19 protein-coding genes are annotated in these 24,874 nt (G+C 72.5%); 9 read left to right on the top strand and 10 right to left on the bottom strand.

The genetic code is table 11. From position 1 onward, the window contains the following. Positions 1-44 precede the first annotated feature (44 nt). The gene (locus ACWEFL_RS11255) at positions 45-947 is read right to left on the bottom strand and encodes a hypothetical protein (protein ID WP_451710403.1); all 903 of its coding nucleotides are present in this window, start codon (positions 945-947) and stop codon (positions 45-47) included. A 205-nt stretch (positions 948-1,152) separates the two neighbouring features. Beyond that, the gene (locus ACWEFL_RS11250) at positions 1,153-2,679 is read right to left on the bottom strand and encodes a hypothetical protein (protein WP_451710401.1); all 1,527 of its coding nucleotides are present in this window, start codon (positions 2,677-2,679) and stop codon (positions 1,153-1,155) included. A gap of 659 nt (positions 2,680-3,338) precedes the next feature. Here ACWEFL_RS11250 and ACWEFL_RS11245 point away from each other — a divergent pair. Genes ACWEFL_RS11245 through ACWEFL_RS11235 form a run of 3 tightly spaced genes read left to right on the top strand, consistent with a single transcriptional unit; the run spans position 3,339 to position 5,580 of the window. Next, positions 3,339-4,103, top strand: coding sequence for a LamB/YcsF family protein (locus ACWEFL_RS11245; protein WP_451710399.1), 765 nt, complete (start codon positions 3,339-3,341; stop codon positions 4,101-4,103). Then, the gene (gene pxpB / locus ACWEFL_RS11240) at positions 4,100-4,717 is read left to right on the top strand and encodes a 5-oxoprolinase subunit PxpB (protein WP_451710397.1); all 618 of its coding nucleotides are present in this window, start codon (positions 4,100-4,102) and stop codon (positions 4,715-4,717) included. The genes ACWEFL_RS11245 and pxpB overlap by 4 nt, the downstream gene beginning before the upstream one ends. Next, positions 4,714-5,580 carry a 5-oxoprolinase subunit C family protein gene (locus tag ACWEFL_RS11235; RefSeq protein ID WP_451710395.1) on the top strand — a complete coding sequence of 289 codons (867 nt, stop codon included), beginning with the start codon at positions 4,714-4,716 and terminating at the stop codon, positions 5,578-5,580. Before pxpB ends, ACWEFL_RS11235 begins: the two co-directional genes overlap by 4 nt. 201 nt (positions 5,581-5,781) lie before the next feature. On the opposite strand, the gene ACWEFL_RS11230 is transcribed toward ACWEFL_RS11235, so the two are convergent. The 3 genes from ACWEFL_RS11230 to ACWEFL_RS11220 form a co-directional block, all read right to left on the bottom strand. Continuing rightward, positions 5,782-9,498 (bottom strand): hydantoinase B/oxoprolinase family protein, encoded by a 3,717-nt coding sequence (locus ACWEFL_RS11230; protein ID WP_451710393.1) that lies wholly within the window; start codon positions 9,496-9,498, stop codon positions 5,782-5,784. 745 nt (positions 9,499-10,243) lie between these two features. Next, positions 10,244-11,662, bottom strand: a complete 1,419-nt coding sequence (locus ACWEFL_RS11225) for a HEAT repeat domain-containing protein (RefSeq protein ID WP_451710391.1) — start codon at positions 11,660-11,662, stop codon at positions 10,244-10,246. A gap of 289 nt (positions 11,663-11,951) precedes the next feature. Continuing rightward, positions 11,952-12,344, bottom strand: coding sequence for an ankyrin repeat domain-containing protein (locus ACWEFL_RS11220; protein ID WP_451710389.1), 393 nt, complete (start codon positions 12,342-12,344; stop codon positions 11,952-11,954). A 442-nt stretch (positions 12,345-12,786) separates the two neighbouring features. Here ACWEFL_RS11220 and ACWEFL_RS11215 point away from each other — a divergent pair, with 442 nt between their 5' ends. Next, positions 12,787-12,981, top strand: coding sequence for a hypothetical protein (locus tag ACWEFL_RS11215; RefSeq protein ID WP_451710387.1), 195 nt, complete (start codon positions 12,787-12,789; stop codon positions 12,979-12,981). Between the two features lie 61 nt (positions 12,982-13,042). Then, positions 13,043-14,632, top strand: a complete 1,590-nt coding sequence (locus ACWEFL_RS11210) for a hypothetical protein (RefSeq protein ID WP_451710385.1) — start codon at positions 13,043-13,045, stop codon at positions 14,630-14,632. A gap of 158 nt (positions 14,633-14,790) precedes the next feature. Here ACWEFL_RS11210 and ACWEFL_RS11205 read toward each other — a convergent pair whose 3' ends face one another. Further along, positions 14,791-16,290: an SCO1417 family MocR-like transcription factor gene (locus tag ACWEFL_RS11205; protein ID WP_451710383.1), complete on the bottom strand. Its 1,500-nt coding sequence runs from the start codon at positions 16,288-16,290 to the stop codon at positions 14,791-14,793. A 282-nt stretch (positions 16,291-16,572) separates the two neighbouring features. Here ACWEFL_RS11205 and yczE point away from each other — a divergent pair, with 282 nt between their 5' ends. The 4 genes from yczE (at position 16,573) to ACWEFL_RS11185 (ending at position 20,028) form a co-directional block, all read left to right on the top strand. Continuing rightward, positions 16,573-17,232, top strand: coding sequence for a membrane protein YczE (gene yczE / locus ACWEFL_RS11200; RefSeq protein ID WP_451710381.1), 660 nt, complete (start codon positions 16,573-16,575; stop codon positions 17,230-17,232). Then, positions 17,229-18,002: a glycerophosphodiester phosphodiesterase family protein gene (locus ACWEFL_RS11195; RefSeq protein WP_451710379.1), complete on the top strand. Its 774-nt coding sequence runs from the start codon at positions 17,229-17,231 to the stop codon at positions 18,000-18,002. Before yczE ends, ACWEFL_RS11195 begins: the two co-directional genes overlap by 4 nt. Before the next feature lie 39 nt (positions 18,003-18,041). Then, positions 18,042-19,388, top strand: a complete 1,347-nt coding sequence (locus tag ACWEFL_RS11190) for an MFS transporter (RefSeq protein WP_451710446.1) — start codon at positions 18,042-18,044, stop codon at positions 19,386-19,388. Between the two features lie 265 nt (positions 19,389-19,653). Continuing rightward, a complete protein-coding gene (locus ACWEFL_RS11185) occupies positions 19,654-20,028 on the top strand; it encodes an RNA polymerase-binding protein RbpA (protein WP_003959706.1) in 375 nt (124 codons plus the stop codon). 401 nt (positions 20,029-20,429) lie between these two features. On the opposite strand, the gene fxsA is transcribed toward ACWEFL_RS11185, so the two are convergent. The 4 genes from fxsA to ACWEFL_RS11165 all read right to left on the bottom strand — a co-directional run bounded on the left by fxsA (position 20,430) and on the right by ACWEFL_RS11165 (position 24,793). Next, positions 20,430-21,029 (bottom strand): FxsA family membrane protein, encoded by a 600-nt coding sequence (fxsA, locus tag ACWEFL_RS11180; protein ID WP_451710377.1) that lies wholly within the window; start codon positions 21,027-21,029, stop codon positions 20,430-20,432. A gap of 132 nt (positions 21,030-21,161) precedes the next feature. After that, entirely contained in the window at positions 21,162-21,944 is a 783-nt protein-coding gene (locus ACWEFL_RS11175; protein WP_451710375.1) for a polyprenol monophosphomannose synthase, read from the bottom strand. Positions 21,945-22,506: 562 nt separating this feature from the next. Continuing rightward, a complete protein-coding gene (locus ACWEFL_RS11170; RefSeq protein WP_451710373.1) occupies positions 22,507-24,165 on the bottom strand; it encodes an amidohydrolase in 1,659 nt (552 codons plus the stop codon). 187 nt (positions 24,166-24,352) lie between these two features. After that, entirely contained in the window at positions 24,353-24,793 is a 441-nt protein-coding gene (locus ACWEFL_RS11165; protein ID WP_451710371.1) for an Lrp/AsnC family transcriptional regulator, read from the bottom strand. Positions 24,794-24,874: the final 81 nt, after the last annotated feature.

Below are 24,874 nucleotides of genomic sequence, written 5' to 3'. Positions count from 1 at the left end.
GTTTGTGCGGCTCGGGACGGCGGGGACGGGGACGGGAGCGTGTGTCAGGTGTGGAAGGGCAGTCCCGCGTCGGCCGCGAGGTCGAGGTCGTCCGGGTCGGGCGGGGGCAGGAGGGTGGCGCTGCCGTCGGTGACGGGGACGACGCCGAGTTCGAGCAGTTCGGCCATGGCGGCGCTGCCCGCCATGTCGCGTACCTGTAGTTGGTAGCGGGCGGTGGTGCGGTACGCGCCGCCCGCGTCGTCGCCGGTCCGCTGGAGGAACCCGGAGTCGGTGAGGAAGGCGACGGCCTTGCCGACGATTCCGGTGGTGGAACCGGCGAGTCGGCGCGCGTCCTTGGTGGCCCCGGTGGCGCTGCGCCTGGCGTAGATCCGCCAGGCGGCCTCCAGGCCGGGGGCGTCGGTAGCGGGGTCGGTGTTCTCGCCCTGTTCGTCGGCGCGCTCTTCGAGGCGGGCGCATGCCTGGCGTACGAAGGCGTCGACACCGTTGACGGTGAAACGGCCGATGTACGCGTCGTCGGCGAGGTCCTCCGGGCGCGGGAACGCCATCGCGGCGACGGCGAGATGGGCGAGGCCATGGAGGAAACGGTCCGCGGAGTCGGCCGAGGCGCGGCGGGCGTAGTCGCCCATACGGACGGCGAACACCGAGTCCTCGCCCGCGGTGAGGGCCATGCCGGCGCGGGTGGACACCTCCAGGACGACGAGTCCGAGGCCGGTGGCGACGGCGTCGGCCAGCCGGGCGAAGGCGGTGTCCTCGCGGTAGCGGCGCAGCAGGTCGGCGTACTCCGCGTCGCGCGCCGGGACCAGCTTGGGCTGGAGACCGAAGGAGACGAGCCGCGCGGCGTCCGCGGCGTCGGCGGGGGTGACGGCGGCGGGCGGGGCGGGTGGCTGTTCCCCGGCGTCGGTGTCACGCCACGCGTCGGTGGGGGTGGTGTGGGGGTGGTCGCTCATCGGAAGGTCTCCTCGGGGCGGGTGCGCGGGCGGGCCGCCGCGGGGTGGTCGGGGATGTCGCACGGGTGACGGGCTCTTCCCGGGGGCGGTTCGACGCGGATCCCCGAGGAGGGTTCGGGGCGGGCCGGCTGGCGGGGTGCGACCGCGCTAGACGTCAGATCGCGCCTCCGGTTCCGGCTTTCGGAGCGGGGTGGGTGGGCGGGGGTCATGCCGCCTCCGTACGGTCGGCGGCCATGCCCGCGGCGTCCAGAAGTGCTGTGCCCACGATCAGGTCCGCGCCGCCGAATTCGGGGTCGTCCAATTCCGTGCCGTCGTCGACGGCGAAGAGGAGGCGCTCCTCGCCCTGGCGGTAGGCCGTGCCGACCGGAGGGCTCGCCGCGTGGACGGCGAGGAGGGCCACCAGATAGGGCAGTTCCGGGTCGCGGTCGCGGGCCTCGGCGAGGAGGCCGGAGAGGCGGCGGGGCGCGTCGTGCTCCAGATCGAGGAGTTCCATGGCGCTCGCCAGCTGCCTCTCGGTGAAACGGCTGTCGTCGGGCGTGGCGATGAGATCGGGCTCGGGCATCTCCGCGCCCAGGTGTTCGCGCTCCATGGGCGGGGTCAGGAGCAGGTCGATCAGATCGCCGACGCGGACGGACGAGGGCGTGCGCAGGCCGGTGCCGTCGGCGAAGAACGCGTCGGTGACGCGGATCGCGGACTCCAGCGGGAGCGGGAGCAGCGGCGCGACGAGCTGCCCGTAGAGGTCGAGGCCGGTGCGGGCGGCGGGTCGGGCGAACGCCTGGCGGTCCTGTTCCGCGCGGAAGAGCGGCCCGGCTTCCAGGAGGCGGGACTGGAGTTGGGTGTGGCGGCGGATGCAGTCCTTGACGATGTCGACCAGTTCGGCGGCGCGGCGCTTGTGCTCGGGGTCCTCGGCCTCGTCGCGGGCCTTGCGGATGTTGGTGAGGATCGCGTTCTCGTGGCGGTAGCGGTCGGCGACATGGTCGAGCGCCTCGGCGATCAGATCGGGCACCGCGTTCAGCCAGTCCACCGCGCGGACGTTGCGCCGGGTCGCGTCCAGGGTCCGGCGGAGTGTCTCCGCGTACTGCACCGTGCGGTAGCGGGCCTGTTCGGCGGCGAGCTGGGCGTCGGCGAGCCGGCCGCGGCTGATCAGGACCTCCAGCTTGACCTCGGCCGCGATCTGCGCGCTGGTGACGTCGGTGTCGAGCGCGCCCACCAGGACGTTGACCGCTTCGTCGGTCGTACGGAGGTAGACGCTGCCGCCGTAACCGGGGACTTCCTCGATGAGTTTGAAGTCGTAGTCGCGGCGGGTGTAGACGCCGTCCGGGCCGAAGGTTCCGTACACCGCGCGGAAACCGCGGTCCACGCTGCCCACGTTGATCAGGTTCTCCAGCACCCAGCGGGCGACGCGCTCGTGCTCGGCGGCGGGGCGCCGGGGGGCCTGGGCGGCGATTCTGGGCAGGAGCCTGGCCACTATCTGGTCGTGGTCGGCACCGGTGTCGAAGTCCATGTTCAGGGTGACGAGGTCGATGGCGGCGAGGGCGACTTCGGCCATCGCGTACACCGTGTACTCGCCCGCGAGGTTCGCCTTCCGGGCGTCCAGGTCGTGCAGCGGCGCGGTGCAGGCGAGCGCGCGGAGCCGCCGCGCGAGCCCTTCGTCGGCGGCCGGGCCCTGCGCGGGCCGCGGCCCCGCGCTGAGCTGGGGCGGAACACGTTCCGTCGAGGCAGGCGAAGTCACATGGCACAGATTAGGTCCTCGCACTGACAACGGCCGAAACGGCGCAGAAGCGACCCCGGCCGGTTCCGCGGCGAGGCCCCGGGTCGCCGTGCCGGTCGCTCTGATGCGGGGCGGCTCCACCGGGGGTTGAGGGCCCGCGCGCTCATTCGCGCCCGTCCTCGGATCGGCGCGAATGAGATCGGGTCCGGATCGGATCAGGCCCGGATCAGATCAAATCGGGCCCGGATCAAGCTCAGATCAAGCTCGGATCGGATCGGGCTCGGCGGGCCGGCCGTTCCGGGCCCGTCGGGGGCCTGTCCGGCGACCGGGCGCTCGCGCGGCACCGCCGCCCTCACCACCCGCTCCGCCCTCGCCGAGCGACACGCCCCCCGCCTTCGCTCCGGCGGGCGGTAGCCGTCGGCCATACGCGGCACCGCCGGGGAGCGGCGGCCGTAGGAGGCGTCACCGGTCGGGGCCCCGGGATGGCTGCCGGGCGGTGGGCGTGTTCCGGCCGGCGGTGCGCGGCGGGCGTCAGGGCGAAATCGGGGATTCCGGTCCCGCGGCTGTGGCGTGGGCGGCGCAGCCGTGCTCGGAGTCGTCGGCTACCGTCTCGCTGTCCTCGCGCTGCTCGGTCTGCCCGAGAACCCGGGGCCTAGAGCTGCTGTGAACAGGAGGGTTTCATGACCTGGGCGTCCATCGATCTCAACGCCGACCTCGGAGAGGGCTTCGGTCGCTGGCGGCTGACCGACGACGAACAGTTGCTGTCCGTCGTCACCAGCGCCAATGTGGCCTGCGGCTTCCACGCGGGGGACCCGCCCACCATGCGCCGGGTCTGCCGGCTCGCGGCCGAACGGTCGGTCCGGATAGGCGCGCAGGTCTCCTACCGCGATCTCGCGGGCTTCGGGCGGCGGCCCATGGACGTGCCGCCCGATGAGCTGGCGGCCGAGATCGCCTACCAGATCGGGGCGTTGGAGATCTTCGCCAGGGCGGCCGGTTCCCGCGTCTCGTACGTCAAGCCGCACGGCGCGCTCTACAACCGGGTGGTGCGGGACGAGGAGCAGGCGGCGGCCGTCGTCGACGGTGTGCTGATGTCGGGCGAGCGGCTCCCGCTGCTGGGGCTGCCCGGCTCGAAGCTGCACGCCATCGCGGAGAAGGCGGGACTGCCGGTGATCACCGAGGCGTTCGCGGACCGCGCGTACACCCCGGACGGGGTCCTGGTGCCGCGCGGTCAGGAGGGGGCCGTGCTCACGGATCCGGCCACGGTCGTCGAACGGTCCGTCAGCATGGCCCGGTTCGGGGTGGTCACCTCGCGCTGCGGCAGACCGGTGCCGGTGCGCCCCCGGTCCCTGTGTGTGCACGGCGACACCGAGGGGGCCGTGGCCCTGGCGCGCCAGGTGCGCCGGGGGCTGGAGAGCGCGGGCGTGCGGGTGGAGGCGTTCGTATGAGAGCACTACCGGCCGGCGACCGGGCTCTGCTCGTCGAGCTGGCGGACGGGGAGGAGGCCGGAGCGCTGCACGCCGAGTTGCTGCGCCGTCGCGCCGAAGGCGGCCTCCCGGCGGTCCGGGAGATCGTGCCGGCCGCCCGGACCGTACTGCTCGACGGGCTGGACGAGCCGGAACGGCTGGCCCGGCAACTGCTGGAGTGGGAGATTCCGCCCCTCCACGCGCGCGTGGAGGACACGATCGATCTGCCCGTGCGGTACGACGGGCCCGATCTGGCGGATGTCGCCGCGCTCTGGGAGGTCTCCGAGGACGAGGTCGTGGCCCTTCATTCGGCGGCGGAATTCCGCGTGGCCTTCTGCGGGTTCGCTCCCGGCTTCGGCTATCTGACCGGACTGCCGGAGCGGTACGCGGTGCCGCGCCGGTCCACCCCGCGCACCTCGGTCCCCGCGGGTTCGCTCGGGCTCGCCGGACCGTACAGCGGAGTGTATCCGCGCTCCTCCCCCGGCGGATGGCAGCTGATCGGCAGCACCACCGCGACACTGTGGGATCCGGCGCGTGAGCCCGCCGCGCTGCTCACTCCGGGGACGCGGGTGCGCTTCGTGCCGGTGTGCTCATGACGGACCGGGCCATCGCGGTCGTACGGGCCGGCTCGCTGACCACCGTGCAGGATCTGGGGCGGCCCGGTCACGCCCATCTCGGGGTGCCCCGCTCGGGGGCCCTCGACCGGCCGGCCGCTCGCCTCGTCAACCGCCTGGTGGGCAATCCGGAGAGCGCGGCCGTCCTGGAGACGACGCTGAGCGGCTGTGCCGTCCGGCCCCGGCACGCGGTGACCGTCGCCGTCGGCGGAGCTCCGTGCCCTGTCACCGTCGACGGACGGCCGGTGGCGTGGGGCGCGCCCGTGCGGGTCGCCGCCGGCGCGCTCATCGATGCCGGGCGGGCTGCCTACGGCGTACGCGCCTATCTGGCGTTCGCGGGCGGAATCACGGTCGATCCGGTGCTCGGCAGCCGCTCCACCGATCTGCTGTCGGGGCTCGGCCCGCCGCCGCTCGCGGACGGCGCCGTGCTGCCGCTCGGGGAAGCGGAAGGACCGCACCCCCAGGTGGGCGACGGGGTGCCGTGGCCGGGGCCGCCTTCGGGTCTGGTGCTGCGGATACGGTTCGGGCCGCGCGCGGACTGGTTCACCGAGGCCGCTCCGCGCGCTCTCCTCTCGGGCGGATACCGGGTCTCGGCGGCGAGCAACCGTATCGGGCTGCGCACCGAGGGACCCGCGCTGGAGCGGGCTCTGACGGGCGAGCTGCCCAGCGAGGGCATGGTGCTGGGAGCGGTTCAGGTGCCGCCGGACGGCCGCCCTGTCGTCTTCCTCGCCGACCATCCCACCACCGGCGGCTACCCGGTGATCGCGGTGGTCGACCAGGCGGATCTCGCGGCGGCGGCACAGGCGGCGCCGGGCACCCCGGTGCGCTTCGTGGCCGTGCGTTGAGCGCCGCGGCGGGCGTCGGGGCGGTGCGCTCGCGCCGGGTGAGGCCGGGGACACCAGGATCACCGGGCGCACCGGGCGCACCGGGGCCGTCGCGCGGGCCGCGCGACCGTGCGCCGTACGACGGCGGGGGCGTCGGGGCGTCGGGGCGTCGGGGCGTCGGGGCGTCGGGGCGTCGGGGCCAAGGGTTGCGCGCGGCGCGGGCTATCGTGTCGGCGCTCCGTACCCTCCGCCGCCCGGTGTGCTCACCACCAGCACATCGCCCACACCCATCTCCACCGAGTCGGTCCCGTCCAGGCGCGTCACACCGCCGTCGGCCCGCTCGACCCGGTTCTCGCCGAGTGCGCCGGTCCCGCCGCCCGCCATCCCGTACGGCGCGATCCGCCGATGGCCGGTGAGCAGCGCCACGGTCATCGGCTCCAGGAAGCGGATCCTGCGGACGACTCCGGCGCCGCCGTGCCACCGTCCCGTGCCACCGCTGCCGTCGCGTACGGAGAAGGAGTCCACGCGCACCGGAAAGCGCCACTCCAGCACTTCGGGATCGGTGAGGCGGGAGTTGGTCATATGGGTCTGCACGGCGTCCGCTCCGTCGAAGCCGTCGCCCGCGCCGGAGCCGCTGGCGATCGTCTCGTAGTACTGGAACCGGTCGTTGCCGAAGGTCAGATTGTTCATGGTGCCGGAGCCCTCGGCCTGGACGCCGAGGGCCGCGTACAGCGCTCCGGTGACGGCCTGTGAGGTCTCCACATTGCCCGCGACGGTCGCCGCCGGGTGGACGGGCGCGAGCATGGAGCCCTCCGGCACCCGGACCGTCAGGGGTTCCAGACAGCCGCTGTTGAGGGGGATGTCCTCGTCGACCAGGGTCCGGAAGACGTAGAGCACGGCGGCCATCACCACGGAGGTGGGCGCGTTGGCGTTGCCGGGCTGCTGGGGCGAGGTGCCGGTGAAGTCGAGTACGGCGCCGCGCTCGGTACGGTCCACGGTCACGGTTACCTGGACGACCGCGCCGCTGTCGGTCTCGTACCGGTACTCGCCGTCGCTCAGCCGAGCGACGATACGGCGGACGGATTCCTCGGCGTTGTCACGCACGTGCCGCATATAGGCCCGCACGACGTCGAGGCCGAACCGGTCGACCATGCCGCGCAGTTCGGCGATGCCCTTCTCGTTGGCGGCGATCTGGGCGCGCAGATCGGCGATGTTGACCTCGGGAGCGCGTGAGGGATACGGAGCGCCGGTCAGCAGTTCCCGCGTCTCCTCCTCGCGCAGCCGCCCGTCCCGTACGAGCAGCCAGTTGTCGAACAGCACGCCCTCCTCGTCGATCGTGGTGCTGAAGGCGGGCATCGAGCCGGGGGTGATGCCGCCGATCTCGGCGTGGTGGCCGCGCGAGGCCACCAGGAAGCGCAGCTCGTCGCCGTCGAAGACGGGGGTCACCACCGTGACGTCGGGCAGATGGGTGCCGCCGTGGTACGGGTCGTTGATCGCGTACACATCACCCGGCCGGAGCGTGCCGTCGTTGCGGCGCAGGACCTCCTTGATCGATTCGCCCATCGAGCCGAGGTGCACGGGGATATGGGGCGCGTTGGCGATCAGATTGCCCTCGGCGTCGAAGAGGGCGCAGGAGAAGTCGAGGCGTTCCTTGATGTTGACGGAGTGCGCGGTGTTCTCCAGGCGCACGCCCATCTGCTCGGCGACGGCCATGAAGAGATTGTTGAAGACCTCCAGAAGGACCGGGTCCACTTCGGTGCCGACGGCGACCCTGCTCGCGCGGGCCGTGGTCCGCGTCAGCAGCAGATGCCCGCCGTCGCCCGCGTCGGCGCGCCAGCCGGAGTCGACGACAGTGGTGGCGTCGGCCTCGGCGATGATCGCCGGGCCGGCCACGCCGTTGCCTCGCGCCAGATCGCCGCGCCGGTACAGGGGGACCTCCTGGCGTGCGCCGGCCACGAACATCGGCACGCGGGCGCGTGGCGTGAACTCGCCACCGCCGCCTGCAACGCTGCCGGCTACACGGCCACCTGGACCGCTGCCGCCGCGCCCGCCGCCGCTGGTACCGCCCTCGGTGTCACCGCCGCCGTGCTCGTCCGCGGTCCCGTCATCCGCGAGTCCCCGTGCCTCTTCGCCGACCTGCGCGCCGTGTTCCGAGGCCGTGCCGACCGCCTCCACGGTCACGGCCTCGACCACGAGCGGCTTGTCCATGGTGAAGGCGTACCGGGCGCGGTGGGCCGACTCGAAGCCGTCCTTCATGGCGGCGGCCGTGGCCAGCGGTACGGGGAGGCTCGCGTCCGTGCCCGCGTACCGCAGGAGCACGCGCGCGTGGGTGGTGATCGACGCGTCCGGGATGTTGTCGGAGCGGAGTTCGGCGCGGGTGCGGTCGGCCACTTCGCCGCAGAGCGCGCGTACCCTGTCGGCGGTCTCCCGGCTCAGTTCCGCCTCGACGGACCGCTCCCGCATGGCGGTCGCGTCGGCGAGGCCGATGCCGTACGCGGAGAGCACCCCGGCCAGCGGCGGGACGATGACGGTGTTGACGCCGAGTTCGTCGGCGACCGCGCACGCGTGCTGGCCGCCCGCGCCGCCGAAGGAGTTGAGGGCGTAGCGGGTGATGTCGTGGCCGCGCTGCACGGAGATCTTCTTGACCGCGTTCGCCATGTTGAGCACGGCGATCTCCAGGAAGCCCGCGGCGACCTCCTCCGGGGTGCGCCGGTCTCCGGTCTCCTCCCGTACGCGGTCGGCGAGTTCGGTGAACCGCGCGCGGACGATCCCGTCGTCGAGCGGCTGATCGCCGTCGGGGCCGAAGACCGCGGGGAAGTACGCGGGCTGGACGCGGCCGAGCATCACATTGGCGTCGGTGACGGTGAGCGGGCCGCCACGGCGGTAGCAGGCGGGGCCGGGGTCGGCCCCGGCCGAGTCGGGGCCCACGCGGTAGCGGCGGCCGTCGAAGTGGAGCACGGAGCCGCCGCCCGCGGCGACGGTGTGGATGTTCATCATGGGCGCGCGCATCCGCACTCCGGCGACCTGTGTGCCCAGTTCGCGTTCGAACTCGCCCGCGTAGTGCGAGACATCGGTCGAGGTGCCGCCCATGTCGAAGCCGATGACCCGCCCGAATCCGGCCCGTCCGGCGGTCCGGGCCATACCGACGACGCCGCCGGCCGGGCCGGAGAGCACGGCGTCCTTGCCACGGAAGTGAGCGGCCTCGCGGAGCCCGCCGTTGGACTGCATGAACATCAGGCGGATGCCCCGGAGTTCGGCCGCGACCTCGTCGACGTACCGCCGCAGAATGGGCGAGAGATAGGCGTCCACGACGGTGGTGTCCCCGCGCGGAACCAGTTTGATCAGCGGGCTGACCTCGTGGGAGCAGCTGACCTGGGTGAAGCCGAGACGGCGGGCGGCCTCGGCGATCCGGGTCTCGTGACCCGGATGGCGGTAGCCGTGCATGAGGACGACGGCTGCGCTGCGGTAGCCGTCGGCGCGGGCCTGTGCGAGCCGTTCGGTGACGGCGGGCAGATCGAGCGGCCGGACGACGGTGCCGTGGGCGTCGACGCGTTCGGGGACCTCGACCACCCGCTCGTACACCGCTTCGGGGAGCACGATCCGTCGGTCGAAGATGCGGGGGCGGTTCTGGTACGCGATCCGGAGGGCGTCCCGGAAGCCCTCGGTGATGACGAGTACGGTCGGTTCGCCGCGCCGCTCCAGCAGGGCGTTCGTGGCGACGGTCGTGCCCATCTTCACGCTGTCGACCCGGTGGGCCGGTACGGGCTCGTCCGGGCCGAGGCCGAGGAGAAGGCGGATTCCGGCGACGGCGGCGTCACGGTAGCGCTCGGGATGGTGGGAGAGCAGCTTGCGGGTGACGAGCCGCCCGTCGGGGCGTCTGCCCACGATGTCGGTGAAGGTTCCGCCACGGTCGATCCAGAACTCCCAGCGCCCGCTCATGACGCCATTCTGGCAAGCGGAACGTCCGGTGGCCCGGTGACGAACGCGTCCGCGCCCGTGTCCGGCGCGGTGGGCCGGGGGGGTGCGCGGGGCGAGGTCCGCGCGGCGGTCCGGATGTCGGTCGCCGGATTCCGCGCGTACCGCGGCGGCGCGGTGATCCCCGGCCCGAGCGAGGGCGTGCCGCCCTCATCTGCGGCAGCGGAGCCCCTCAAGGTCCCGGCAGCCGACCGTCCGCCCCTACGCCCCTACGCCCCTACGCCCCAGATCAACGCACCCCGCGCGCGGCGTGGTGACGGGCCCCGGACGCCCGTGGCACCGCGACCGTGGCGCGTGTGCCTTCGGTCGCGGCCTCCCGCGACGAGGCAGAGGACGGGCGGCGACCGGCGTGGTCCAGGTGGATTCCGGCCGCTCCGGGCACGGCCCGGAGCGGGTCATGTGGGGCCGGGGCGGCCCGGCTCCGCCTTCCGCCCCCGGCACGTCCCGGCGGCCCGCCGACGCCTTCGGTGAGCGAGCACCGAGACCGGCCACCCGGAGGTCTGTCCGGGGCAGGTCCGGCGCCAACGGCAGAGGGCCGCGCCGCCGATCCGCACGGGCCCATCACCGGCGCGCCCGGCACGCGTCCGCCTCCCGGCGCGTCCGGCACCCGAGGTAATCCGGCACCCCGGGCAGGGGGCACCGGACACATCCGGGCTCGCGGGCCGTTGCTGCCGCGCCGTCCGGCGCGGGGATGAGGGGGTTCCCCGCGTCAGACGGCCGGCATGTCCGGGCCCATCCTGCTGCGTACCGCCGTCTGCACCTCGGCCTCCTCGGCCGGGTCCGCGGCCAGTCGGCGCAGGCGTTCGGCGACCCGCACATCACCGGTCTCGGCGTGCAGCGCGGCCACCTCTCTGGTGGTCTCCTCGCAGTCCCACAGGCACTCGACGGCGAATCCGGTGGCGAAGGAGGCGTCGGCGGCGGCCAGCGCGCGGGCCGCCCGGCCTCTCAGCTGGGACGAGGCGGTCTCCCGGTACACATGGCGCAGTACGGGCGCGGCACAGGCGATCCCGAGGCGGCCGGTCCCGTCCACGAGTGTCCACAGGAGCGGTGCGTCCGGCCCGTCGGACCGGACGGTCTCGCGGAGGGCCCCGAGCACGAGATGGGCGTCATTCGCCGTGCCCCGGCAGGCGAGCACCCCGGCCGCGGACGCGCCGAGCGCGTCGGGCCGGTGCACCCAGCCGCGGGCGCGGTCGACGGCCTCATCGCCGCACATCCGTTCGAAAGCGGAGATCGCCGCGTCGGCGACGGTCCGGGTGCCCATGGAGACGGCTTCCTCGATCAGATCGAGGACGACGGGGTCACGCGACTCGGCGAGATAGTGCAGGGCGGCGCAGCGCGCGCCGTCGTTCCCCGCGCGTGCGGCGGCCACGATGGCCGGCCGGTCGTGCTCGCCGGCGACCGCGGACAGGCAGCGGGCGGCGGGCACATGGAGTGCCGTGCCCCGCTCGACGCCCTGGTCGGCCCAGTCGAAGACGGCCTGGACGCTCCAGCCGGGGCGTGGCCCGGTCGGCCGCATCTGCCGCTGCCAGCGGTCGAAGGAGCCGGCTTCCCGTGCGGCGCGCACCCGGGCGCCGACCGTCTCGCGCGGGTCGTCGGCCCACAGCCGCCACGGCCGTGGCTCGAAGGCGTCCCGTACGGTCGCGGCCAGGTCCGCCTCGCCTTCCGGGGTGGCCGGGAATCTGGCGAGTACGGATGCGGCGAGCGAGCGCAGACCGGCGTCGTCGTCGCGGAGCGCCAGCTCGTCCAGTGCCCACGCCCAGTTGGAGCCGCCGGCGGCGTAGCGGCGCAGGATCACCAGGGCGTCCTGTCTGCCGTACGCGGCCAGGTGGCCGAGCACCGCCAGCGCGAGGCCGGTCCGGGCCTCGTCGGTGTCGAGGTGGTCGTCGGTGTCGAACAGGTGCCGTTCGATCTCCTCCAGACCGCCGCGGAGATCCAGGTAGAGGCGGGCGTAGTAGAGGGAGCGGTTCTCGACCTGCCAGTCGTGACGGGGGTCGTTCAGGACGCAGTGGTTCAGTACGGCGAGTGCTTCCGCGCGTGGCGCTGCCAGCGCGTGCAGGGTGCCGTCGCCGCGGCCCCGCTGCAGCAGGCCGAGCAGCGTACCGCTCGGCGCTATGACTGGATCGAACATGGGGACAGCCTCACATCAAGCTCTCGACGCGACCGGGGACTGGGAATGTCTAGGCCGCGCAGCAGCATGACGTGCCGCCCGTCGTGATCCGCGTCGCCCGCTTGGTGTAGACCATGTTGTTCGCCTCTCGTCGGTGGACCCCAGGGGAACTCCCGGTGATGTCCAGGACAGGGCCCGACGTCATGATGACCCACCCATATCGCCACCGCGACCACATTTACGACGTCCCCTCCCCCTGACCTGCGGGAGGTGTCGCGGGGTGCCTGCCTGCGTGTGCCGACGGTCTCGGTCAGGGACCGCCGAACAGCTTCAGTAGCTCTGTCTTCCCAAACATCCGCGCGGTATCCACGGCGGACGGAGTTCCGGCGGAGGGATCGGCTCCGTGGTCGAGGAGAACGCGGATGACGTCGTCCTCGCCCTTGAAGACGGCGCCGGCGAGCGGCGTCTGGCCCCGGTCGTTGGGACGGTCCGGGTCGGCACCCCGGTCGAGGAGGGCCGCCACCGAGGAGGAGTGGCCGTGATAGGCGGCGAGCATGACGAGGGTGTCGCCGCGGTCATTGGTGAGGTCGGCCGGGACTCCGGCGTCGACGTACGCGGCAAGGGCCTCGGCCTCTCCCCGGCGCGCCAGGTCGAAGACCTTCGTCGCGAGTTCGATCACCTCGGGATCGGGGTCCTCGTTCATGGTCGGACCGCCTTTCGCTGCGCGTTTCACGGCAATGGCCTGGGCGTGCGGCGGGAACAGCCGTACGAGTACCGGACAGGGTACTGCCGGTGAACGTACGGGGTCGCGGCGCCCGCAGCCAAGATCACCCGCAGGTGGACATGTGCCGCACCGGGACGCCCCACCCCCCTTCCGCGTGATACGCGGAAGGCCCTCCGTCGTGGCACGTCGACCGGACCCGGCGTGCGTCGACACGTCGGGGACGTACACCGGAAACCGGAAAGTCGACGGTGAGGCACTGTGCCCCGCGTCCGCGATGTGTGCCCCTCGGGGCACCGCCGGCCTTCCCCCAGTGCAGTGAAAATACAGAATTTTCACCCATTTGCACCTTTAATCACATATGTACCTCCGGTGAGGTTGGAAGTACTCATGGTGACTGTCCCCTCAACCAGGAGAACCACTCATGATCCTGTCCGTCTCAGGCGTGGTCCTGCTCGCGATCGTCGTCTTCCTGTTCTTCAAGAAGGACGGCCTCAAGGCGTCCCACGCCCTCGCATGCGCTCTCTTCGGATTCTTCCTGGCGGGCACCGCCATCGCCCCCAGCATCACGGCCGGCAGCCAGAGCCTCGCCAGCCTCCTGGGCGGGATCAAGTTCTGACCCCGGCCCCCTTTTCCCGCTATTCCCGCACACCCAGCCTCAGCACCTCCAGGAGAACGATGTGGGCCGGCGACCTCTCCCCCGCATTCTGAGCAACGGAACCGCGCAGATCGCCCGAGGCCGGGAGATCGCGCGCACGGCCGCCGACAGCGCCACCGATGTCCTCCATCCGCTCATCACGATCGCCCGTGGTCTGCGGCAGCTGGCGGGCATCGCCCGGCAGAAGTGGGCCGACACCCCGAAGGAGAAGCGTGGTCCCACGCTCTTCACGGTGGCGGCCTGCGTCCTGGTGGTCGCGTTCATCCCGTACGGGCCCCTCACGGCCCTGATCGCGTTGATGGGCGCGGCCGCCTGGAAGGGGCGCGTGCGCACACCGGTCCAGACCGGTCCCGACGAAGCGGAGGCCGGACGCCTCCAGTCGATCTACGAAGCCCTGGTGCCCTACTTCTCCGTTCCCGAGGACCCGGCTCCGGTCTTCACCCACGGCGGCGAGTGGACCAGCGCCTTCACCGACCCCACGTTCGACGACAGCGGCCGGCTCACCGGGCTGCGCATCACGTACCCCGCGTACTTCACGGACGGTGAGGCGGAGTCCAGAGCCCGCATCGAGCAGTTGCTGCACGCGAAGTCGGGCCGGGGCCGCGAGTACCGCTTCACCTGGGACGAGGAGGGGAACCAGCTCGTGATGAGCGTTCTGGCCGCGCTGCCCACCTCCGTCGCCGCCCAGCGCTTCGTCACCGTCCCCGGCGAGACCGTGCTGGGCTTCACCGACGCCGGAGCGGTGCAGCGCACCGTGCCCGTGACCGAGGGCGCGGTCACCCGTGACGCGCCTCCGGTGATCTGGCGCACCGGTCACCGCTCCACCGAGCCGCATCTGCTGGCGGTCGGTGAACCCGGCAGCGGCACCACGACCCTGCTGCGCTCGATCGCCCTGCAGGCGCTCCCGTATGGGGACGTGCTGATCGTGGAGGGCAGCGGAACCGGCGAGTACGCGTGTCTGACCGGGCGCTCGGGCGTCCTGGCCGTCGAATGCGCGCTGGCCGGCGCGCTGTCGAGTCTGGAGTGGGCGGCGAACGAGACCGAACGGCGGCTGATCGCCGCGAACCGTGCCCGGCAGGCCGGGCTCCCCTCGCCGGAAGACACCAAGCGGCCCCTGTGGATCCTGGTGGACAGGCCGAGCATCCTCGGGCATCTGGCGGCGGCCGACGGGCACACCGATCCCCAGCAACTGCTCCAGGTGCCGTTGCGCCATGGCCGGGCCGCGCATGTCACGGTGGTGGTGGCCGAGCAGTTCGACAGCCTGGACATGCTCACCGAGGTCGTACGGACCCATACCCGCGCCCGGGTGGTCCTCGGGTCCGTCGGCTTCGACGAGGTCGCGGCCGTGCTCGGGGCGGCCCCGCACACCACCCCGACGCCCGACGTCCCGCCGGGCCGCGGCTACGCCCGGCTGGGCAACGGGCCGGTGCTCAGGCTTCAGGTGCCGGCGACCCCGGACCCGTACGACGACGCCACCAGCGAGGGGCACCGGCGGGCCGTGCTGGAACTGCTGCCCCCACGGCTGCAGCGGATCACCGGGGAACCCGAACCGGTCGGGACGCCCGACGAGGCGGACACGGCCACCACCGCCCCGGTACCGGCTGACGGCTGACGGCTGACGGCACCCGGCATCACCAGCACAAGAAACCCGACAAACAGGACAGATCAGATAGTCGCGAGAAGCGGTCGCCCATGCGAGAACGGGCGGCCGCTTCCCGTCACGCGACGCCCCGCCGCACCGGCGTCATGTCACCAGGGTGCGGGACGCCGTCACGCGACGAAGGTGCGCGGCGCTTCCGTCCCGGTCGTCGCTCCCGTCTCCACGAGCCGGGCCGCCGCCGCCAGCCGGACGGCCGCCTCCTCCGCGACCGGCCCCCCGACCGTGAACGGCAGCCGCACGAAGCCCTCGAAGGCCCCGTCGACCCCGAACCGCGGACCGGACGGCACCCGTACGCCCACCCGCTCCCCGACCTCGGCGAGCCGGGAGCCCGAAAGCCCCCCGGTCCGCACCCAGAGCGTGAGGCCGCCCCCGGGCACGGCGAACCGCCACTCCGGCAGCTCCCGCCGCACCGCCGCCACCAGCGCGTCACGGTTCTCGCGCGCCTGGACGCGCCGGACGGAGACGGCCTCCTCCCAGCTCCCGGTCCGCATCAGCCAGTGGATCGCGAGCTGTTCCAGCACCGGGGTGCCGAGGTCGGCGTAGGCGCGGGCGGCGACGAGGGAGCGGATCACATCGGGGGCCGCCCGCACCCAGCCGATGCGCATCCCGGCCCAGAACGCCTTGCTCGCCGACCCGACCGTGACAACGGTGCTGCCGGCCGGGTCGAAGGCGCAGACGGGCCGGGGCATCTCGATCCCGTCGTCCAGATGCAGTTCGGCCATGGTCTCGTCGACGACCAGGACCGTACCGGCCGAGCGTGCCGCGTCCACGAGGCGGCGGCGGCGGTCCTCGTCGGCCAGCGCGCCGGTGGGGTTGTGGAAGTCCGCCACCACATAGGCGAGCCGGGGCGCCGCGTCCCTGAGCACCTGCCGCCAGCGGGGCAGATCCCAGCCGCCGAGCCCTTCCTCCATGGCGACCGGCACCAGACGGGCCCCGGCCTCGCGCATCAGCTGGAGGATGTTGGCGTACGAAGGCGACTCGACGGCGATGCGCTCGCCGCGCCCGGCGAAGAGATGGCAGATGGCGTCCATGGCGCCCATGGCCCCCGTCGTGACCATGATCTGCTCGGGCATGGTGGGGATGCCGCGCTCCGTGTAGCGGTCGGCGAGCATCTGGCGCAGCGCCGGAATGCCCGCCGGGTAGTCGCCGTGGGTGTGGGCGTACGGCGACAGTTCCTCCAGCGCTCCCCGTACGGCGCGGGTGAGCCAGGGCTCGGGCGCGGGCAGGGCCGCGCAGCCCAGGTCGATCATGGAACCGAGTGATTCGGGGGGCAGGGGTTCCAGTCCGCGCGCGGGCAGCGGGTTCCCGGCCGGCACGGCGGTCCAGCTGCCCGCTCCCCGGCGCGATTCGAGGAAGCCCTCGGTCCGCAGCGCTTCGTACGCGGCGGCGACCGTCGTACGGCTGACGGAGAGCGACAGCGCGAGTTCCCGTTCCGCGGGGAGGCGAGCGGCGACCGGGACCCGGCCTTCGAGGACGAGCAGCCGGATGCCGTCGGCGAGGGCGCGGTAGGCGGGCGGTCTGCGCGTGCCGGGTCCGGCCGGGCGGGGCTGCTGGGCGGTGAGCTGCCGGGCGAGCTGCGCCGCACCCACCGCCGAGGTCCAACGACTCATAGAAATCAGTCCACCTTCCTTGAATTGGCCATGGTTGCCCCTGGTTCCGTAGCCACAGAGTGTCATGGGCCAGTCCACTATCGCCAGAGAGGGAGCGTCACGGTGGCAGACACGGAGTCCGCGGAGGACCAGGGATCCCCGAAACCGCCGAGCCCTCCGGACTCCGGAGGATCACCGCGAGATGCGCGGACTCCGCAGACCGCGCGGGCTGTGCGGCCTGTGCCGTCTGTTCTGCCTGTGCCGTCTGTGCCGTCTGTGCCGTCTGTGCCGTCTGTGCCGTCTGTGAACTCTTCCGGGTCCGCGCATCTGACGCGCAGGCTGTTCCAGCTGTACACCGGGCTGGCGCTGTACGGGGCGAGTTCGGCGCTCATGGTCCGCGGCGGTCTCGGACTGGAGCCCTGGGGCGTGCTGCACCAGGGGCTGTCCGAGCGTTCCGGGCTGACGATCGGCGTGGTGTCGATCATCGTCGGCGCGGTGGTGCTGCTGCTGTGGATCCCGATCCGGCAGCGGCCCGGACTCGGCACGGTCTCCAATGTCTTCGTGATCGGCGTGGCGATGGACGGGACGCTGGCCCTGGTCCCGGACGCACGCGGACTGGCCGCGCAGATCCCGGTGATGGTCGCGGGCATCGTGCTGAACGGGGTGGCGACGGGCCTCTACATCGCGGCGCGTTTCGGTCCGGGGCCGCGCGACGGTCTGATGACGGGGCTCCACCGCCTCACGGGCCGCTCGATCCGGCTGGTCCGTACGGGCATCGAGGTGGCCGTGGTGGGGACCGGGTTCCTGCTGGGCGGGTCGGTGGGCGTCGGCACGGTCGCGTACGCGCTGGCGATCGGGCCGCTGGCCCAGCTGTTCCTGCGGGTGTTCGCCGTCTCCGGTGAGGGCGGCGGCAACCCGGTGGTCGCCGCCGGGACACCCCGGCGGGCGATACTGCGTCGGTGACTCGCACGCGACGCCCTCCGCATCCCTATCTGGACCATCCCTCGGTCCTGCCGTTCGCCCACCGCGGCGGCACGGCGGACGGGCTGGAGAACACCGCGGCCGCCTTCCGCCGGGCGGCGGCTCTCGGCTACCGCTACTTCGAGACGGATGTGCACACCACGGCGGACGGCAGGCTCGTCGCCTTCCACGACGCGACGCTGGACCGGGTGACCGACGCTCGGGGCCGGATCCGTGAACTGTCCTGGAGCGAGGTGCGGCGGGCCAGGGTCGCGGGCAGGGAGCCGCTGCCGCTCTTCGAGGAGCTGCTGGAGGAGTTTCCCGCTGCCCGCTGGAACGTCGATCTCAAGGCGGAGTCCGCGCTGACGCCCCTCGTGGATCTGGTGCGCCGGGCCGGACTGTGGGACCGGGTGTGCGTCGGCTCGTTCTCGGAGGGCCGGGTGGCGCGGGCCGCACGTCTCGCGGGCCCCCGGCTGGCGACCTCGTACGGGGTGCGGGGCGTGCTGGGGCTGCGATTGCGCTCCGCCGGGATTCCGGGGCCGGTACGGGCGGGCGCGGTCTGCGCCCAGGTGCCGGAGGCGCGGGGCGGGATCCGGGTGGTGGACCACGAGTTCGTCCGGGCGGCGCACCGCAGGGGGCTTCAGGTGCATGTCTGGACGGTGAACGACCCGGTTCGGATGGGAGCCCTCCTGGACCTCGGCGTCGATGGCATCATGACCGATCATCTGGAGACACTGCGCACGGTGCTCACCGACCGGGGGGTCTGGGTCTGACCCGTGCCCGCGCACCGCAGGACGAGCGAGGGGGCGCTGATGGCCGCCGGGGTGGCCGTACCGACAGAAAGCACGGAGCAGCGCGGACGCGAACAGCGCGGCTGGTACTTCTACGACTTCGCCTGCTCCGTCTACTCGACGAGCGTCCTCACCGTGTTCCTGGGGCCCTATCTGACGTCGGTGGCGAAGGCGGCGGCGGACGCCGACGGATTCGTCCATCCCCTGGGCATTCCGGTGCGCGCGGGCTCGGTCTTCCCGTACGCGGTGTCGGTCTCGGTGGTCCTGGCGGTGGTGCTGATGCCGCTGGCCGGGGCGCGGGCCGACCGCACCGGCAGGAAGAAGCCGCTGCTGGCGGCGACCGCGTACACGGGCTCCGCCGCCACCCTGGGGTTCTTCTTCCTCGACGGGGACAGATATCTGCTGGGCGCGTTCCTGCTGATCGTCGCGAACGCGTCCCTGTCGGTGTCGATGGTCGTCTACAACGCGTATCTCCCCGAGATCGCGGAGCCCGCCGAGCGTGACGCGGTCTCCTCGCGCGGCTGGGCGTTCGGCTACACGTCGGGCGCGCTGGTCCTGGTGCTCGATCTCGTCCTCTACACGAACCATGAGTCGTTCGGGCTGTCGGAGTCGGCGGCGGTACGGATCTGTCTGGCCTCGGCCGGTCTGTGGTGGGGCGCCTTCACCCTGGTGCCGCTGCGCCGTCTGCGGGACCGGCGGATCGCCCCCGGCGGCGAGGGCGCGGTCGGCTCGGACTGGCGCCGGCTGGCGGCGACGCTCAAGGACATGCGGCGGCACCCGCTGACGCTCTCGTTCCTGCTGGCGTACCTCTTCTACAACGACGGCATCCAGACCGTGATCTCCCAGGCGTCGGTGTACGGCTCCGAGGAATTGGGGCTCGACCAGACGACGTTGATCGTCGCGGTGCTGCTGGTGCAGATCCTCGCGGTGGCCGGGGCGCTGCTACTGGGGCGGCTGGCCCGCACGCATGGCGCGAAACGGGTCATTCTGGCGTCGCTGGCCGTGTGGACGCTGATCCTGGTGGCGGGCTTCTTCCTGCCGGCGGGCTCTCCGGTGTGGTTCTTCGGGCTCGCGGCGGCGATCGGGCTGGTCCTGGGCGGCAGCCAGGCGCTTTCGAGGTCGCTCTTCTCGCATCTGGTGCCGCGCGGCAAGGAGGCGGAGTACTTCTCGGCGTACGAGATGAGCGACCGGGGCCTCAGCTGGCTCGGACCGCTTGTTTTCGGCCTCGCCTATCAGCTGACGGGCAGCTATCGTGACGCGATCATCTCCCTGGTGATCTTCTTCACTCTGGGCTTCGTGCTGCTCGCGAGAGTTCCGGTACGGCGCGCGGCAGCCGCCGCGGGGAACCCGGTACCGGACCGGATTTAGACGTTGAAGTGAAAGGGCGGTAGTGTACGCGTTCGGCCTGCCAGGCGGACCGTTACTGCGCACCGAGAAAGCGATGTCCCTGGGTGACACTTTCTGTCAGATGTGACAAACCGGGCACTGGTGGGTATCCCACATATGGGAAAGCAGCGGCACGACGGGCGACGCATGACCCGTAACGGGAATCTTTACGGCCGACCGGACGTTGACCGGATGACGACGACAGCGACACCTGTCCTGTGGGCGACAAGCCCGGGAGGCACGATTCATGAGTGAGCGAGCTCTCCGCGGCACGCGCCTCGTGGTTACCAGCTACGAGACGGACCGCGGCATCGATCTGGCCCCGCGCCAGGCGGTGGAGTACGCATGCCAGAACGGACATCGGTTTGAGATGCCGTTCTCGGTCGAGGCAGAGATTCCGCCGGAGTGGGAGTGCAAGGCGTGCGGCGCCCAGGCACTCCTGGTGGACGGGGACGGCCCCGAAGAGAAGAAGGGCAAGCCGGCGCGGACGCACTGGGACATGCTCATGGAGCGGCGCACCCGTGAGGAGCTGGAGGAGGTGCTGGCCGAGAGGCTGGCGGTTCTGCGCTCCGGTGCCATGAACATCGCCGTGCATCCGAGGGACAGCCGCAAGTCGGCCTGACCCTCGCCCGTCCGAGCATGTGATCACCACGTGCGAGGGGGGCGCGGGCACGATGACGACCACTGTTCCGCACTGAACACTGTTCCGCACCACCGACACCAGCAGCAGGCGAGACGAGCCCCGCGGGCTGTGACACACCGAGCGTGTGTCACAGCCCGCGGCTGTTGTGCCGCGTGCGCGTTGGCGCCGTGCCCGACTCGCCGCACGAGCAGGAGCGGGGAGCCTCTCGTCCGCCGCGGTCGCGAGGCGGTCGCGGTGGAGGCGATCCCTCACCGGCCCCGGCCGCCACCGGCCCCGGAAGCCCCCTTCGAGCGCCGCTGAGCCCCGCTCCAGCCCGGTAGAGGCCGGAACCGGGGCGTCCGGGCGGGGCGACGACCCCGGTCCTTCGTGGAGGCGGAGGTTCAGTTGGGCGTCAGCGGCGGCCTGGGGCCGTCGGTGCCCTGACCGCCCTGCCGCCCCTGACCGCCCCCGGGCTCGTCGTGATGGATGACCTCGCCCTGAACGATCTTGCCGTCGGGGCGGTGGATACGGGCCTGTTGAAAGGCGTCGCCCAGGGTGCCGGCCGTCGCCGTGCGCATCCGGCGCTCCAGCGACCGTTCGGCGAACCGGCTCAGGCGGGTGCGGACGGGGGGCACCAGGAGAACCAGTCCGAGCACGTCGGAGATCAGTCCGGGCAGCATCAGCAGCAGCCCGCCGAGCATCAGAAAGCCGTTGCCGTTCCCGCCGCCTCCGGATTCGGGCGACGGCATCCGGCCGCTCCGCTGCTGCTCCAGGGTCTCCGTCAGCGTGCGGAAGGCATTGCGCCCGGCGCGCTTGACGGTCGCGCCGCCGAGAACGGCGCCGCCGACGAGGAGGGCCACGACGGTCAGCCCCCCGGCGGCCTCGCCGACCAGGATCAGCAGCCAGATCTCCAGGACCACCCAGGCGGCGACACCGAGGGGAACGAAGCGGCGGGCGCGGGAGCTCTTGGGGGCCATCGGGGGTACGGAGCCGGTCGTCATGCTCCCAGTGTGCCCGTACGGCCGTCGGAGCGGCATCAGCGGGTGATCATCAAGGACGGCCGCCCGAGGGGTCGACGGCCCGGGTCCCCCGATCAAGAGCCGTCCGAGGGGTGGACGGCCCGGGTCCCCCGGTCAGGAGGCCGAACGGCCGCGCAGCCGGCCCGTCCGGTCCGAGACGCCCCAGGCCGCGATCCGCCACAGCGCCTCGACGGCGATGTCCCGGTTCATCTTGGAGTCGCCGACTTCCCGTTCCACGAACGTGATGGGGACCTCGACCACATGGAACCCGAGCGCCACCGCGCGGCGCGTGAGGTCGACCTGGAAGCAGTAGCCCTCGGAGGCCACCTTCGCGAGCCCGAGCCCCCGGAGCGTCTCGGCGCGGAAGGCGCGGAAGCCCGCGGTGACATCCCGGACGGCGAGACCGAGGAGCAGCCGGGAGTACGTACTGGCGCCCCGGGAGAGGTACTCGCGGTGCTTGGGCCAGTTCACCACCCGTCCGCCGGGAACCCAGCGTGAGCCGATGACGAGGTCGGCGCCCTTGAGGGCGGTCAGCAGCCGGGGCAGTTCCTCGGGCTGGTGGGAACCGTCGGCGTCCATCTCGATCAGTACGCCGTAGTCGCGCTCCATGCCCCACGCGAAGCCCGCGAGATAGGCCGCGCCGAGCCCTTCTTTGCCTGCCCGGTGCAGCACGCGCACCCGGCCGTCCTCGGCCGCCAGTTCGTCGGCGAGCTTTCCCGTGCCATCGGGACTGTTGTCGTCGGCGACGAGCACGTCGGCGTCGGGCACGGCCACGCGCACCCGGGCGACGATCTTCTTGATGTTCCCGGCCTCGTTGTAGGTCGGGATGATCACCAAGGTCCGACCGAGCGGGCCGTACCGCCTCTGGGCTTCGCCGCCCTTAGCGCCCTCGTTCAACTGCCGCCCCTTCAGCATCGTGCACAGAGCCCCACCTTAGCGATCGCCGGGAGGGGGCAGCGCCGGCACGGGGACGCGGGCGCCGCCGCGGGGGCACCCGGGTTTCACCGGCACGGAAGTTGTCAAGGATACAGAAGGCGGAGAAGGCGGATATGCGTGCGGATCGGGGCCCAGCGTCCTTCGGGCCGACCTGGGACCCGCTGGCTGCGGGTCGACCGAGAGCCGTTGTCTACTGAACGCCGGGCCCCATCCGGGTCACACCTGCCGTCCGGCTGAAACCTTCCCTCGCCCCCGAGGCGCGCGCGCTGGACCTGGCTCCCAGTGGCAGTGCCCCGGTGCGGCGCACTGTCCCATGGCCCAGCGGCGTTCGACGACTTGCTCGGTGGTTTCGCCGGTCGGACGTCCTGTGGTGGACTCGGCCGAACCTACCCGCCCGTGGGCGCTCCATGTCAACAGTCGTGCGATCTGCGCGCTTTGCCCAATTCGCCCGACCAACACCGAAGATCCGCAGGTCGCGGCGGAAGCGCTCCATCATGGACCGACGGTGCGAAATGTCCGGACGTCACCCGTTTGGACGATCAAAGATAGTTTGTCCGGAGACCACCGTGCGCAGGCAGAACGGGAGTTCGGCTCCCGGCGTGAGGTCGGGCAGACCGGGGGTGCCCGAACGGGGATCGGTCGACCAGCGCGCGACCCGGTCGTCGGGGGCCTGGACGACGAGCTCCCCGGCGTACCACACGGCGTAGTCGGCGGGAGCGCCGGGCACCAGGATCCCCGCGTCGTCGCGGCCGATCGCCCGCCAGCCGCCACGGGTGTGGGCGGCGAAGGCCGCGCGCACGGACACCCGGTGCTCGGGGGTGCGGTGGAAGGCGGCGGCCCTGACGGTGCCCCACGGGTCGAGCGGGGTGACCGGGCTGTCGGAGCCGAAGGCGAGCGGCACCCCGGCCCTCAGCAGCGCCGCGTACGGGTTCAGGGTGCGGGCCCGCTCGACGCCGAGGCGCTCGGCGTACATGCCGTCGTCACCGCCCCAGGCCGCGTCGAACGCCGGCTGCACCGAGGCGGTGAGCCCGAGTTCGGCGAAGGCGGCGATCGTCTCGGGGGTGAGCATCTCGGCGTGCTCCACGCGGTGCCGGGCCGCCCGCACACGGGCGAGGCCGAGGCTCTCGGCGGCGGCCCTGACCCCGTCCACGACAGCGGTGAGGGCGGCGTCCCCGATGGCGTGGAAGCCGGCCTGGAGCCCGGCTTCGGTGCAGGCGGCGACGTGGGCGGCGACGGCCGCCGCGTCGAGACGCGACGTACCCGTGTGGTCCGCGTCGGCGTACGAGGCGTGGAGGCAGGCGGTGTGGGAGCCGAGGGAGCCGTCGGCGAACAGATCCCCGGCCGCGCCCAGCGCTCCGAGTTCGCGGATCCGCCGGGCATCCTTCGCATCTGCGATCTGTTCGGCCCAGTAGCCGACGACGCGTGGCCCCGGCCGGGCCGCGGCGAGTGCCAGCAGACCCGTGAAGTCGTCCTCGTCGGAGATGTCGGGTCCGCCGCACTCATGGACGGTGCCGATACCGAGGGACGCGGCGTGGTCGAGCGCGGCGCGCTGGGCCGCCGCCCGCTGGGCGGGGGTGACGGCCGCGTGGGCCGCGGCCCGGACGGCGTGGTGAGCGGCGTCGGTGAGCGGGCCCCCGAGGCCGTCGCCGTCGGGATGATGGCCGTTCAGGCTCTCGGCACCGGGCACCAGATCGAGCAGGGCGGTGGTGACGACGGCGGAGTGGACGTCGACACGGGGCAGATAGAGCGGACGGCCGCCGGTCGCCTCGTCGAGTTCGGCGCGGGACGGAGGCCGTCGCTCGGGCCAGCGCGCCGCGTCCCAGCCGCCGCCGATGAGCACCCTGTCCGCGGGATGCGCGGCGCTGTGCTCCCGTACGAGAACGAGGGCCTCGGCCAGGCTCCGCGCGCCCGACAGATCGAGGCCGGTGAGGGCGAGACCGGTGGACGTCGTGTGCACATGTGCGTCGGTGAACGCGGGGGTGACGAGAGCGCCGTCGAGTTCGACGACCTCGTCGACTCCGTCGGCGAAGGCGTCGGCCGCCCCCTCCGATCCCACCCAGGCGATCTGCCCTCGTTCGACGACCATCGCGGTGGCGAAGGGGTCGGCGGGGCTGTGGACTTCTCCACCGCGCAGCAGGACGGTGCGGTGTCCGCCGGTGGCGGGGGCGGTGCTGTGGCTCATGGCACCAGCCTATTGCCGTGACCGGAGAGGTTTCCCGGCGGGCCCGCTGAGTCCGGATGTGTGCAGTCGCAAGGCAGAGGCCGTCCTCGTACCGGACGCACTCGGACCGGCCCGACGGCGCGGCGCGGGCGCGTACCGGGCTGGGCGAGCCGGACGGGATGCGTGGGGGCACGGCCCGGTGAGTGCCTCAGACGCTCGGCGGGCGGGCCTCGTAAGGGGTGGAGAGGACGACCGTGGTGCGGGTGGAGACCCCGGCGAGCGTACGGATGCGGGAGAGCAGGTTCTCCAGTTCGAGCGGGCTCGAGACGCGCACCTTGAGGATGTAGTTCTCGTCGCCCGCCACGCTGTGGCACGCCTCGATCTCCGGTACGTCCGCGAGGCGTTCGGAGATGTCGTCGGGGGCGCTGGGGTCGAAGGGTTTGACCGAGATGAACGCGGTGAGCGGCAGCCCGACCGCCTCGGGGTCGACGACGGCCGCATAGCCTCGGATGACTCCGCGCTGCTCCAGACGGCGGACACGCTGATGCACCGCCGACGTGGACAGCCCGGTGGCCTTGCCCAGGTCGGTGTAGCTCATCCGCCCGTCCTTGACGAGCAACTCCACGATCTGACGATCCAGCTCCTCCATGCGGATCAACTTAATTGCCCGGATCGCTTCCGGCACACTCGCCCGCCGTACGCGGGGGCGCCAACGGCAGTCATGTGACGA

The sequence above is a fragment of the Streptomyces sp. NPDC004838 genome (genome assembly GCF_053600955.1).
The sequence above is the reverse complement of the archived record's forward strand: the minus strand, read 5'-3'. Positions and strand labels throughout refer to the sequence as shown.

Coding starts and splice junctions, on each gene's coding strand:
- ACWEFL_RS11185 (WP_003959706.1), top strand. CDS start 19,654: ATGAGTGAGCGAGCTCTCCGCGGCACGCGCCTCGTGGTTACCAGCTAC.
- pxpB (WP_451710397.1), top strand. CDS start 4,100: ATGAGAGCACTACCGGCCGGCGACCGGGCTCTGCTCGTCGAGCTGGCG.
- ACWEFL_RS11220 (WP_451710389.1), bottom strand. CDS start 12,344: ATGAACGAGGACCCCGATCCCGAGGTGATCGAACTCGCGACGAAGGTC.
- ACWEFL_RS11225 (WP_451710391.1), bottom strand. CDS start 11,662: ATGTTCGATCCAGTCATAGCGCCGAGCGGTACGCTGCTCGGCCTGCTG.
- ACWEFL_RS11170 (WP_451710373.1), bottom strand. CDS start 24,165: ATGAGCCACAGCACCGCCCCCGCCACCGGCGGACACCGCACCGTCCTG.
- ACWEFL_RS11255 (WP_451710403.1), bottom strand. CDS start 947: ATGAGCGACCACCCCCACACCACCCCCACCGACGCGTGGCGTGACACC.
- fxsA (WP_451710377.1), bottom strand. CDS start 21,029: ATGACGACCGGCTCCGTACCCCCGATGGCCCCCAAGAGCTCCCGCGCC.
- ACWEFL_RS11245 (WP_451710399.1), top strand. CDS start 3,339: ATGACCTGGGCGTCCATCGATCTCAACGCCGACCTCGGAGAGGGCTTC.
- ACWEFL_RS11165 (WP_451710371.1), bottom strand. CDS start 24,793: ATGGAGGAGCTGGATCGTCAGATCGTGGAGTTGCTCGTCAAGGACGGG.
- ACWEFL_RS11230 (WP_451710393.1), bottom strand. CDS start 9,498: ATGAGCGGGCGCTGGGAGTTCTGGATCGACCGTGGCGGAACCTTCACC.
- ACWEFL_RS11205 (WP_451710383.1), bottom strand. CDS start 16,290: ATGAGTCGTTGGACCTCGGCGGTGGGTGCGGCGCAGCTCGCCCGGCAG.
- ACWEFL_RS11215 (WP_451710387.1), top strand. CDS start 12,787: ATGATCCTGTCCGTCTCAGGCGTGGTCCTGCTCGCGATCGTCGTCTTC.
- ACWEFL_RS11235 (WP_451710395.1), top strand. CDS start 4,714: ATGACGGACCGGGCCATCGCGGTCGTACGGGCCGGCTCGCTGACCACC.
- ACWEFL_RS11190 (WP_451710446.1), top strand. CDS start 18,042: ATGGCCGCCGGGGTGGCCGTACCGACAGAAAGCACGGAGCAGCGCGGA.